Source organism: Bradyrhizobium rifense (genome assembly GCF_008123425.1).
GTDB lineage: Bacteria > Pseudomonadota > Alphaproteobacteria > Rhizobiales > Xanthobacteraceae > Bradyrhizobium > Bradyrhizobium rifense.
The window spans coordinates 1-11,594 of sequence record NZ_VSSS01000013.1; the positions used below are offsets into that span (position 1 = coordinate 1).

Annotated in this window: 11 protein-coding genes; 7 read left to right on the forward strand and 4 right to left on the reverse strand. The window is 60.2% G+C overall.

Annotation, left to right across the window (positions count from 1 at the left end):
• The first annotated feature begins 190 nt into the window (after positions 1 to 190).
• On the forward strand, positions 191 to 1,321 hold the full coding sequence (locus FXB40_RS05890; protein ID WP_148771267.1) for a DUF3100 domain-containing protein: 1,131 nt from the start codon (positions 191 to 193) through the stop codon (positions 1,319 to 1,321).
• A gap of 340 nt (positions 1,322 to 1,661) precedes the next feature.
• Here the strand turns inward: FXB40_RS05890 and FXB40_RS05895 are convergent, their stop codons facing one another.
• Together FXB40_RS05895 and FXB40_RS05900 are read right to left on the reverse strand one after the other, a co-directional pair.
• Complete coding sequence (locus FXB40_RS05895; protein ID WP_148771268.1) at positions 1,662 to 2,753, reverse strand: AbrB family transcriptional regulator; 1,092 nt, start codon at positions 2,751 to 2,753, stop codon at positions 1,662 to 1,664.
• 14 nt (positions 2,754 to 2,767) lie between these two features.
• Positions 2,768 to 3,340 carry a hydrolase gene (locus tag FXB40_RS05900; RefSeq protein ID WP_148771269.1) on the reverse strand — a complete coding sequence of 191 codons (573 nt, stop codon included), beginning with the start codon at positions 3,338 to 3,340 and terminating at the stop codon, positions 2,768 to 2,770.
• 92 nt (positions 3,341 to 3,432) lie between these two features.
• On the opposite strand from FXB40_RS05900, the gene FXB40_RS05905 reads away from it, so the two are divergent.
• From FXB40_RS05905 to FXB40_RS05930, 6 genes are all read left to right on the forward strand, one after another.
• Positions 3,433 to 4,059, forward strand: coding sequence for a TetR/AcrR family transcriptional regulator (locus tag FXB40_RS05905; RefSeq protein ID WP_210352129.1), 627 nt, complete (start codon positions 3,433 to 3,435; stop codon positions 4,057 to 4,059).
• 71 nt (positions 4,060 to 4,130) lie between these two features.
• Positions 4,131 to 5,015, forward strand: a complete 885-nt coding sequence (locus tag FXB40_RS05910) for a helix-turn-helix domain-containing protein (protein WP_148771271.1) — start codon at positions 4,131 to 4,133, stop codon at positions 5,013 to 5,015.
• Between the two features lie 108 nt (positions 5,016 to 5,123).
• Complete coding sequence (locus FXB40_RS05915) at positions 5,124 to 5,576, forward strand: winged helix-turn-helix domain-containing protein (protein WP_148771272.1); 453 nt, start codon at positions 5,124 to 5,126, stop codon at positions 5,574 to 5,576.
• Positions 5,577 to 5,932: 356 nt separating this feature from the next.
• Positions 5,933 to 7,021, forward strand: a complete 1,089-nt coding sequence (locus FXB40_RS05920; protein ID WP_187436690.1) for a TRAP transporter substrate-binding protein — start codon at positions 5,933 to 5,935, stop codon at positions 7,019 to 7,021.
• Positions 7,022 to 7,235: 214 nt separating this feature from the next.
• Positions 7,236 to 8,210, forward strand: coding sequence for a hypothetical protein (locus FXB40_RS05925; protein ID WP_148771274.1), 975 nt, complete (start codon positions 7,236 to 7,238; stop codon positions 8,208 to 8,210).
• A 174-nt stretch (positions 8,211 to 8,384) separates the two neighbouring features.
• On the forward strand, positions 8,385 to 8,840 hold the full coding sequence (locus FXB40_RS05930; RefSeq protein WP_246207406.1) for a GNAT family N-acetyltransferase: 456 nt from the start codon (positions 8,385 to 8,387) through the stop codon (positions 8,838 to 8,840).
• A gap of 147 nt (positions 8,841 to 8,987) precedes the next feature.
• Here FXB40_RS05930 and FXB40_RS05935 read toward each other — a convergent pair whose 3' ends face one another.
• Together FXB40_RS05935 and FXB40_RS05940 are read right to left on the reverse strand one after the other, a co-directional pair.
• Positions 8,988 to 9,986 carry an alpha/beta hydrolase family protein gene (locus FXB40_RS05935; RefSeq protein ID WP_148771275.1) on the reverse strand — a complete coding sequence of 333 codons (999 nt, stop codon included), beginning with the start codon at positions 9,984 to 9,986 and terminating at the stop codon, positions 8,988 to 8,990.
• Positions 9,987 to 10,037: 51 nt separating this feature from the next.
• Entirely contained in the window at positions 10,038 to 11,588 is a 1,551-nt protein-coding gene (locus tag FXB40_RS05940; protein ID WP_430646771.1) for an efflux transporter outer membrane subunit, read from the reverse strand.
• Positions 11,589 to 11,594: the final 6 nt, after the last annotated feature.

Consider the following 11,594-nt stretch of genomic DNA (forward strand, 5'->3'; position numbering starts at 1 on the left):
CAGCCTCGTCGGGCAAAACAGTGGCAAAAGGCAATCATCGCTTAATCCGAAATCGACGCACCGGCGCCGGTCCCTAGCCGCCTCTGGTGGCGATCTATTGAAGACGCCTTTGCGAGTGCGTTCACAACAGGTTCATGTCGCCACATCTATTTCGCGGCGACGACGGAGAATGCGAACGGGAGCTGGCTAAATGAAAAGCTTCAGCAGCGGGATTGTTGCCTTCGCATCCGTTCTTTACACGTTTCTCGGATTCCATCCGTTGCTGGCCCAGGCGATGGGCGCGGTTGTCGGCGTGAACGCGGCGGTCGGCTCACTGAGCGTCGACCAACAGAATGCCATCCTAGCTCGGTTGCACGCCGCCAACGTTCATGTCATCCGGTCGGGCATTACGCCCGATGAGAAGGGAATAGATTTTGCCCGACGCGCCCAGGCGCAGGGCATCCAGATCGAATGGCTTGTTCAACTCCAGTACCGGCCGGGTGCACCCAGCAGACCATGGCCCAATGCTTTCGGCGTTTGGGGCGGACCTCCATTGTCCGCCGCAGATCCAGATCAGTTCCGCAAGTACTTCGAGCCGCTGCTCGAAAAGCTCGAGGCCGGCGGCGTTAGACTGGCAGGGTTCGAGTTGGGCAATGAAATCAACTCCGCGATGTTCAATGCGGACTTCAGCTTGCCGGCCGAGAACCCGACCCGATCCAGAGAGTTCACCCTCGAAGACCTTTCGCATGATCCGGAGGCACAGCAGGTCGCCAGGGGTTATCTGCAATATCTCGAGCTGCTCAAGGTGATCAAGGACGTTCGCGCCCGGTCGAAGCTGAACCAACGTGCGCCGATCGTCAGCGCAGGCCTGGTGTTCAACGAAGCTCCGGAGGCCCCGCGAACCGCGCGGCTGGACGCAGTCGGTGCTATCGCAACGCTGGACTTCATGCGCGCGAACGGGCTCGATGAACTCGTCGATGTCTACGGCGTTCATACCTATCCCTGGACGAATGACCCGGGAAATCCGGCCGCCGCCGCGGGACGCCGCGACCGACTACAGAAATACGTTCTCGCGGAATGCCGACCGCCAGATAGCCGAGGTGGCAAACCCTGCTGGATCACCGAGTGGGGTATCCCCAATCACGATACGTCCTGTCCTCCTCAAGAGACCAATCAGGTCGCTCTCGTCAACGAAACACGGGCTAATTTCCGGCCCTATGTTGCCAATAGACGAGTCCTCGGCCTGTTCTATTATGCGTGGCTCGACAGCCGCGAAGGCTTTGCCATCTACCGCTGCGATCATTTGACAAACACCGGACGTCTGGCGCTGACGCCGTTTTGATGAATGGCACATAGCCACGTCCAATCTAAGTCCGCTGTGTGCGCACCACAGCAGCCGTCCGCCGTCCGATGCAAGGTCTATGGATTCACGCCCAAGTGTCCATCGTCGGCCGAACAGATCGCGACCGTGTGGTCCCGACCTCGACGGTTTCATGACTCCGCTCGCGCGCCCCACCGCTGATTCTTCGAAAAAACCGCAATAAAGCAGATTGTAGGATGGGCAGAGCGCAGAGAAACCCATCATCTCACAGCAAATGACTGAGCGCGCTCTGGGACACGGCGGCGATGGGCTTCGCTTTGCTCTACCCATCCTACGAGCTAATCTTCTGCGACCAACTCACTCAGGTGGGAGTTTTGTCGGAAATATTTGGAACATTCCTAGCTATTTGATCCGCAACGAATCGGGACAAAGCCGGGCCTACGATAAGGACGAGCATGAAACGAGCGATCTGCTGCGCCATAACAAACCCGACATCGACATTGGTGGATGCCGCAATAATGGCGACCGAGTCTGCCCCGCCCGGGCTGGTGGCAAGATAGGCCGTCAAAGGATCGATATCGAAAACTTCGACAAGAGCGAAGGCAAAGCCACCACAAAATGCGATCAGCATCAGAATTGATACCATCATTTTCGGTAAAGCCCGAATGGCATACAGCAGAATTTCCCGGGTGAACCGCAATCCGATCGTCCACCCAAGAACCAGATAGCTGACCGTCAGCAGCCAGCTTGGCAATTCGATTTCGACGAGACCGTTGATTTGCAGAACGGCACCGACCAACATCGGTATCAGAAACGTTCCTGCCGGAATGCGGGAAACGGGTCCGAGAACGACCGCGGCAACAACGAGGACCAGCGTTTCTATCAAAGGCAGCGCGTGAATCGGCGCAAACCACACCTCAGGTGCTGCGATCGCGACCGCCGGTGCGTGAACCCACAAGCGGGCAATCATGGAAGCGACGATGGCGACCATGACGACACGCACATATTGCATGAAGGCAACCAGCCGAGCGTCGGCGCCGTAGGCATCGGCCATCACCATCATGGCGGGCGCTGCGCCAGGCAATAATCCCCAAATGGCCGTCGTCTCCGGCAAAATGCGCAACTTGCTGATGATCCAGCCCAACGCGCAACTCGCAACGATGACCAGCAGACTGATGCCCAGAAACAGCGGCCATTGATGCAGAAAAGAATGAAGAATGGTGGAGGTAAGAACGCGAGCTATCATGCAGCCGACGACTGCTTGCGCGAAGCCAAAAGGCAGTTGCGGCACGAGGATGCCGGCTCCGCCATTTTCGACGAGGATGCCGGCCAACATCGCGCCAAGCAGCAGGGCTGCCGGGAGCCGGGCCCATGTCAGCAAGACGGCAAACAGAACCGAAAGAGCGATCAGAACTCCCCAGCGAGCGACGACTGGCAGCGTGGATAAAGACATAGACGGCTACACTGTCAGGCTTGAGAAAGCGCGAGATCAGCACTTTTGACGACCCGGCTGATCCTTGGAAAGATGTTGCCGATAGCAAAGTCGTGCATTTGGGCGGACAAGCCGCTCGTGGCATCTTCGGCAAGAACGACAGCATAGCCGTGTTCCCATGCCTGTCGTGCCGTCGACTCGACGCCCATGTTCGTTGCGACGCCTCCCAGAACGATTGTCTGGATACCGCGGCGGCGCAGTTGCAGATCCAGCTCCGTGCCATGGAAGGCGCCCCATTGGCGCTTGGTGACAAGAATGTCGTCAGGCTTTGCCAATCCATCGATCAACTCGCTGAAATTTTCGGGAAAGCCGCCCGGCGGTGCGGCGAAGGGCTGATCGACAGGCTGCCTCAAGGCGTCTTTGAAATCCTTGGCGAAGCCTACATTCACGAGAACGACCGACGACCCTGCTTTGCGGAAGGTATCCGCGAGCGTGCTGCCGGCCTTCGTGACCGGGTCTGCCGGGTAAGGCTTCAGCTCGTGCCTCATGATGCCTTTTTGGAGATCAATGAGGACCAGAGCGGTCGTCTTGGGATCGAGTTCAAGCATGCTTTTTCGCCCGTTGGGTTGACGTTCGGTGTTTCAGCTGCGTTAATTGAGCCTATACTCACATAACGCGATAATTGAGCATGCCCTCAACTATGTCAAGACCCGGTGAAGTTCCGCAAGCGAGGATCCCGCAACGGCGCAACGGAAAGCTGCGGGTCGCTGCCATATTGAAGGCAGGTGCCGCCGTCATCGCCGAGAAGGGTTATGAGGCGGCGACAATGGCCGAGATCGCTGCAAGGTCGAGCACCAAAATTGGTTCGCTCTATCGTTTCTTTCCCAACAAGGAAGTCCTGGCGAATGCGTTGATCGCGCATTACCACGAAGGCGTTCACAACGCCTTCGATGAACTTGATTCCAGAATCCAATCGCTATCCATCTCCGCGCTCGCTGATTTTTTGCTGGATCTGATGGTCGATCTCCACAAGGGGGCCGGGCCGACGATGAAACGATTGTTGGAAATTCCCGAAGTTTTGTCGGTGAAGCGCGGTGAATTCAGCAAATCCATCCACAAGCACATCGTCCGGACATTGACGCTGCGCAGCCCGAGCCTGACCGCCAACAAGGCGCAAGACATGGCCGTCGTGATCCTCGGCAACATGAAGACGATGGCCGCCTTCTCGGACGCCGCCGACCAAAGCGTTCGTCCGGGCGCCATCGAGGAGTTGCGCGAGATGACCCGGATTTATCTGAAAAGCAGGCTGAAGACGAAGCCAGTTTGATTGGTCTTGTGATCTCCTTACTAGACCGCGGAAATTACGATAGTCGTCTGCGATGGTCGCGGAGGAACAGCGTGCAAAAAGCGCAAGATCGGCGATACGACGTGCTGCAGTCGTCGTCTGAGTTGGGTTGGTCGAATCTTTTCGCCGAGGTCCGTTCCTATGGTCGCGGAGGAGGGACGCACCCCGCTGATCCGGAGACCAAAATCGCAATCTTGCTTGATGGATCGGAAGGCACCTCCGTCTGCAGAATCGGTGGAAGCTGGCGATTGTCGGAGCACATACCGGGCAACGTCTGGGTCAGACCAATGGGCGGCAAGTATGATGAGGGCTACACCGCTACTGCCACAACGATTCGAGTCTTAAACTTACACTTGACCGCCAGCGTCTTTACGCAACTTGGCGATTACTACGGTCTTCCTGCAGCGCTCGCTCGGTCTGTTCGCTACGTGTGCGGTGAGCAGGACGAAGTCGTTAATCAGATTGGCTTGTCAGTGCTATCAGAGATGATGACCCCTACGGCTGCTGGACGCATGTTCGCGGAAACGGCCTCTCTGCTGCTTGCTGCAAGATTGCTACACGCGCATTGGGATGCTGGTTCCGTCCGCTTGCCGATTGAACGACGTCACCGGCTCGATGAGCGCCGCCTGAGGCGTGTTTTTGACTATGTCGAGGAGCATCTTGCTGACGATATCGCGGTTGCCGATCTCGCCAACGTCGCGTGTCTCAGCATTTTTTACTTCACGCGCGCGTTTTCTGCCGCGGTAGGCATGCCTCCGCATCGCTACGTCAGCCAAAGGCGGCTGGAGCGGGCAAAGACAATGATCGCGGCGGGGGTCACATCGATTGCAGAAATGGCGTTCATGTGCGGGTTTTCCTCGCAATCGAGCTTTACCCGTGCGTTCCGGCGTGCCACCGGTTCGACTCCCGCGATATATCGCCGCGAGTACGGTTCGTAGCTGTCAACCCAACCAAGAGGGTTGAGCAAAAACGGTCTAAACAACAGCAAACGCGGTGCATACGGCGCAATCGCTTGACATTAAAGTGCGCTGTAGAGAACGCAAGCGATGCCGGTTGCTCTAGCTATGGTGCATAGAACGCTGAGATTTGGTCCGTTTGAGCTTTCGGGTAGCAAGAGGGTGTTGTGGTGCAACGGTGTCACGCTTCCCCTTGGCAGTCGGGCGTTCGATATTTTGGTCTATCTCGCCGAACGTCCAGGCGAGGTCATCGGAAAGAACGAGCTCATTGATCATGTCTGGTCGAACGTCACCGTGGAGGAGGGCAGCCTCCGGGTCCACGTGACCGCCATCCGCAAGGCACTCAGGGATGGCCAGTTCGGCAACAGATATATCGCCAACGTTAGAGGACGAGGCTACTCGTTCGTGGGATCGGTCGTTCGTCTCGAAGACAACACGGAACACGTCAGCGACTGGCACATGAAAGCTAGACTGCGCTATGCGCCTGTTTCGCCGAACGCCCATCGACGGCCGTCAAAGCTTCGGAGCGTGCGTTTGCGCTGAACCCACCATCAGCACAAGGTCGCCTTCTGGGCCCTTGTCGGACATAGGGGCCTGTTGGACATAGGTCCGCTGCACACACCAAAGCCGACATACGCCGTTTCGGTCGTTCGCCGAATAGATCGCGACCGAGCACTCCTGACCCGACAGCTTCTTGATCCGCTCGGGCCCCGGCGACTGATGAAGAATTAGGCTCTACGCCTTAAGTCGCAAAGCCGCAGAGCTCGGCCTCCCTCGCAGGGCCAGCCTTTTTCTTTGCCGCAGTGCGATCACGATGGAATTCGGCTGGGCCTTGCGCCATGCTGGCCCCAAGCCTCGCCAAGAAGGCCCACAATCATCATCCATCAGGGCAGGAAATCATGAAGAGACGAGACTTCATCAAGGTCACAGGGCTTGCTGCGGCCGGTGCCGCCACGCTCGCTTCTCCCGCGATCGCGCAGTCGATGCCGGAAATCAAGTGGCGCATGCCGACGAGCTGGCCGAAATCGCTCGACACGCTCTATGGCGGCGCCGAGATGATGAGCAAGATGGTCGCGGAGGCGACCGACAACAAGTTCCAGATCCAGGTCTTTGCGGCCGGCGAGATCGTGCCGGGTCTTCAGGTGCTGGACGCCGTGCAGAACGCCACCTGCGAGATCGGCCACACCGCGTCCTACTACTATTTCGGCAAGGACCCGACCTTCACCTTCGGCTCGTCGGTGCCGTTCGGCCCGAACATGCGCATCAACCAGGCCTGGTACATGCTCGGCGGCGGGCGCGAGATCCTCAACGAGTTTTACAAGAGCTACAACGTCGTCTCGCTGCTCGCGGGCAACACCGGCTGCCAGATGGGCGGCTGGTTTCGGAAGGAGGTCAACACGCCGGATGATCTCAAGGGCATGAAATTCCGCATCGGCGGCTTTGCCGGCCGCGTGCTTCAGAAGCTCGGCACGGTGCCGCAGCAACTTGCCGGCGGCGACATCTATCCGGCGCTGGAGAAGGGCACCATCGACGCCGCCGAATGGGTCGGTCCCTATGACGACGAGAAGCTCGGCTTCTACAAGATCGCGCCGCACTACTACTATCCCGGCTGGTGGGAAGGCGGCCCGATGCTGCTCGCCTTCGTCAACCTCGACAAATGGAATGCGTTGCCGAAATACTATCAAAGCGTGCTCACGCAGGCCGGCCACTATTCCAACAACTACATGATGGCCCGCTACGACCAGGCCAATCCGCTGGCGCTGAGGAAGTTGCTCGCCAACGGCACCAAGCTGCACGCCTTCTCGCCGCCGATTATGGATGCTTGCTACAAGGCCGCGAAGGAGCTGCACGACGAGGTCTCGGCGACCAATCCCAATTTCAAGAAGGTCTACGAGTCCCTCACAAAATTCTCCAACGACAGCTACGCCTGGTTCCAGGTCGGAGAAGTCGGCTACGATATCTTCATGTCGCGGCGGTCGCAGGGCTGAGTTCTGCGTTACGCAAGCCCCGGAGCGAAGGCTCCGGGGCTTTTTACATGTCACCACCAAAAAACCGGAAACATCAAAATCCAAGATCCTTGCGGAGCAGGATTGTCGTATCGCCCAAAGCCTTTCTTTGAGAGGAGAGTTGGGTAGACTGATCAGGCAAATGCCGCGTGGTCGTGTTACGAGATTTGCGACATTGGCTCTCGTGAGGTTCGCGATGTCGCGATGTGTCTGGCGCTCCACCGCGCTGATGTTGTTCTGTGCACTCATCGTGTTGGCGGAATGGCCGGCGCGCGCGGCTGAGCCGCAAGCGTGGATCTCCAGCAATGATCCGACCCACGGCGGCGCCGCTGATTTCTGGGAGATGTTCGCGCCGAACGCGCCCTGGCAATCGGCGAAGCAGCATGTTGCCGTTTTCAGCATCGACCAGAACCTGGTCACCAACGGGCCCCCGGACAAGCTCCGTCAGTTCTACGCCTTTCTGAAGGAGAACCAAATCGCGCTCGCCATCGGCATCGGCATGCTGACGTGGAACGAGCCGTGCGGGAAGCATGTCGAAGGCTACGTGCCGCCCGGAGGTTCGGACTATGTCGCCAAGCGCATCAAGTCGCTGGGCGGCGAGCTCGCCTATATCGGCATCGATGAAGCCTTCTGGTTCGGCCGCTACTATTCCGGCGCCAATGCCTGCCACGCGTCGGTGGACACGCTTGCCGCGGATGTCGCAGCCAATTTCAGGGCGTATCAGGCGGTCTTCCCGAACGTGCGGCTCGGCGATGTCGAGCCGCTCGGTCCGCCGCCCGGCGGCGACCGGCCGGGATCAAGCTGGGCCAAGACCACGCAGGCGTGGATCGACGCCTTGCAGGCGAAGTCCGGCGCCAGGCTCGCCTTCATCCACGAGGACATCACCGACTGGCGGCGGCCGTTGCCGGAATATCTTCCCGCGGTAGCTGACCTCGCGAAGGCCAACCATATTCCGTTTGCGCCGATCTTCATTGCTGCGCGCGGCGACGTCGCGGATGGTGCCTGGATGGCGAGTGCCGAGCAGAACATCGACGCCGTCCGGGGGCTTCATATCGGCTCCTCCGATCATCTCGTCTTTGCGACCTGGCACGTGCACCCCACCAAAAATCTGCCGGAGACCTCGCCGGAGGCCTTCACGCACCTGATTGTCTATTATTATGTCGGACGGTGAGGTCGTGGAGTGCACCTGATGTTTTCAAATTCGCTTGACGCGTCGGGCAGAACAGCGGCAAGAGGCGATCATTGCGCAATCCGGGAGAGGCGAGGCAGGACGCCGACGGCCACGCAAGTCGGATCTGCGGCGCACGATGCCTTCGCTCCGGCCTCTATGGAGACTTGCCCAATCATGCAGATTGTTTTCCGCCGGGCTCAATTGGCCGATCTTCCGGCCATCGTTGCTCTCCTGGCAGACGATGCCTTGGGACAGCAGCGGGAGGATGCGAGCTCGCCAACAAACCCGAAATATGTCGATGCGTTTCAGGCCATTCTTGCCGATGCCAACCAGCTGCAAATGGTCGCGACCGCGAACGACGAGGTGATTGGCTCCCTTCAGCTTTCCTTCATTCCCGGACTGGCACGGAAGGGCGCCTGGCGCGGACAGATCGAGGCGGTGAGAATCGCCGCGACACACCGGGGATCCGGTGTTGGGCAGCAGATGTTCGAATGGGCGATAGGCCAATGCCGAGCCAGAGGTTGCGATCTCGTCCAGCTCACGACCGACAAGACGCGCTCCGATGCTCACCGCTTCTACGAGAGGCTGGGATTCGTTGGCAGTCACTTGGGCTACAAGCTGATGCTTTAGTGTCGAGCCGGTTGACTCGTCGGGCACATCAGCGCTCGCTTGCCAGTGCGAAAGTGCTTAAATCATGGGCGCCTCGGCCGAATTTCAACTGCGAGTCCGCTATCGCTTGATCTCAGTCCGCTCGCCATGGGTGCGGCGATCTGCGACCTACGGATTAGCTTTCCCAAAGTGCTCCCGGAAGAACGCCAGTGCAACCGTGTTGAGCTCGTTGTGAAAGGCGCTTCGGTCGAACCCGGCTCTGTCGGTGCATATGTTGGGACGCTTCTGCGCCAGCTCCGGCGTACAGGGCGGAAGGAATGCGAAATGACCCGCATTCGGCACCAGATGAAAGTCAGGTTTGATCGGCAAGTCGCGCGCAATCGTTGATACATAATCCAGCGTGACTTCGCCGCCGGTCCTGTCTTCCCCGCTCAGCGCCGACGCCCAAAGCTGGATTGGGACTTTCACGTCCTTCAAACCGTCAGGGTCGAACAACGGGCCGAAGGCGGGGTCGGCAATGACGAGGGCTTTGACGCGCGGGTCATGTGCGAATGCGGGTGTCGGAATCTCGCCTCTCCGCAGCTCCGCACAACTGGGGTTCCGAGAACTCTCTGGACACAAGGCCATCATCTTTCTCAGATCGGGATTGCCGCCCGCGACGACCAGGCCGGTGTAACCGCCCCGCGAAAAGCCAAAGAACCCGATATGTTCGGGGTCGAGCTTTGCATGATCGGGCCAGGCGTTGAGCATGTAGTCGATCACGCGCTTGATGTCGGCGGGACGCTCCGTGAAGGCGGCGAGCGTGTCCGCGCGGCTGATGTCGCCGCCGCCGGTATCGACGGGATGACTGAGTGCGACAACGACGAAACCGCCATCGGCGAGCACTTCGGCCGTGTCGTGGTGACCGGTGAAGCCTCCGCCATAGCCGTGCGAGATCGCGATCAGCGGCAGTTTGTCACCCGCGACAGCACAGTTTTGCGTCGCCGGCAAAGTCATCGTGCGAAGCTTGACCTCGCTTACGGGCGCCGTGCAGGGCGACCACACGCCCGCATTCAGCTCCGGAAGACCGGCCTCGGCCGGCACGGTGAGGAAACGAAAGCCGGCCGCGTGCACCAGCGTGGTGATCAGGCAGAAGGCGGATGCAAGTGTGAACTTGAGGACGGACATGCATTGCTCCCGCGGTCGGTCTGGTTGTGAAGCAGATGGCCCGCTATTGCATCACCGTGACGGCAGTTTGGCCTCGCTCACCTTCATGCCAGCAGTGGGCGGCACTGCAAACACACATTCGCGCCAGACGGCTGTCGTGCATTGTGCCGGCCAGCTGCCACCCAGCGCCATGAACAAGGCGGCGGTGTCGGAGAGGCGGGTGGCTTCCGCCTGGACGCGGGTGATGGCGGCGTTGAAATAAGCCTGCTGCGCGTTCAGCACCGTGACCTGCGTGATCTGTCCCAGCACGAGCTGCTTCTGCACGATGTCGAGGCTCGCCTTCGCCGCGGTCTCGGCCTTGATCGCCGCCTGCACCGAGCGGGCATCGGCTTGCAGGGAGCGGAGCGCGTCGGCGACGTTCTGCAGCGCCGTGATCACGGCCTGGCGATATTGCGCCTCGGCCTCGTCGAACGCTGCTTCGGCGGCTTTCTGCTTGTGATAGAGCGTGAGCCCGTCGAATAGCGGTTGCGTTGCGCTTGCGGCCACCGTGTAGAACAGCGTGCCTTGCGTGAACAGCTGCGACGCCTTGAAGGCGCTGGTGCCGGGATTGCCGGTCAGGGTGAGGTTGGGCAGCCGCGCTGCGATCGAGACGCCGACCTGCGCGCTCGCCGAATGCAAATTGGCTTCCGCCGCACGCACGTCCGGCCGCTGCGCGACCAGCGCGCTCGGGAGGCTCACCGGCAGATTGGCGGGCAGGGTGAGGTGGCGGAGATCGAATTTCTGCAACACCTCGTCGGCGGAGAACTGCCCGGCGAGCGCGGTGAGGAGATCGCGCTGCACGGCGAGCTGCTTCTCCAGCGGCGGCAAGGTCTGCTCGGACTGGGCAAGCGCTGTCTCCTGCGTCAGCACGTCGACCTGAGCTGCCTGGCCCGCCTCGAACTGGGTCTTGAGGATACCGAGGATGTCGCGCTCGATCTTGACGATGCGTTCGGTCGCCGCGATCTGGCCGCGCAGCGAGGCCTCCTGAATGGCGGCGGTGACGACATTGGCGGTCAGTGTAACGTAGGCGGCCTCGAGCTGGTACTGCGCCTGCTCGGTCTGCGCGTCGAGGCTCTCGACGGCGCGGATGTTCTGGCCCCAGATATCGGGTACGAAGCTGATGTTGAGCTGCGCCGTGTGCAGCGTGTAACGCGACTGAGGCGAGTCCACCGGGTTCGACGTCGCCATGTTGGAAAATTGCTGATCGGATGGCGTGTAGTTCACGCCGATTTGCGGAAAGAACAGGCCGCGCTGCGCCAGCGCATTGAAATTGGCGACCCGGATCGCGGCCTCCGCCGATTGCAGCGACGGATTGTGCTCGACCGAAAGGCGGATCAGCTCGTTCAGCGGCTGCGAGCGGAACGCCGCCCACCAGCGCGCTGGAATATCGGCTCCGCTGACGAATTGCTGCCGCGGCACGCGCGGCCCGTCGGCGTCGGCCCGGGGCGAGGCGAGCGGCTCAGGCGTGTAGCGGGACACGGCGGGCGCCGGCGGCGTCTCGAAGTTCGGACCCACCGCGCAGCTTGCCAGCCAGACGCTCGCGGCACTGGCGAGAAGAGATTTGCGAGCCCCTCGGCTGATCATCACGCA